This window comes from Planococcus sp. RAB007_Raresut (genome assembly GCF_057369535.1).
The window spans coordinates 1-316 of record NZ_JBXYIF010000062.1 but is presented as its reverse complement, the minus strand read 5'-3'; the positions used below and the strand labels follow the sequence as shown (position 1 = coordinate 316).

The following is a 316-nucleotide window of genomic DNA, read 5'->3' as shown; positions in this document are numbered from 1 at the left end:
CCGCACCAAATCGGTTACGTACAGCCGGGCTCGGGTCATGTGTGGGTGTTATTTTGTATGACACCCGCCTTCAATTGGCGGCGATGGCACATGTCATGTTGCCGGACTCGACGATTGCTCGTAAGAACCAGACGATTGAAGTAGGAAAATACGCAGATACAGCCATCGATGCACTCGTCCATTCATTGAAACGAGAAGGGGCGACGGGACTTCAAGCAAAGATGGCAGGCGGCGCTCAGATGTTTCAGTTTAAATATGAGAACGAGGCGATGCGAATCGGTGAGCGAAACGCCGAGGCCATCCGCCAAGCATTAAA

The 316-nt window shown here is 52.2% G+C and carries 1 protein-coding gene; it reads left to right on the top strand.

Annotated features, from left to right (window positions below):
• The coding region (locus AC2Q9J_RS17765) for a chemotaxis protein CheD (protein WP_499041992.1) at positions 1-316 on the top strand (316 nt) is incomplete at both ends.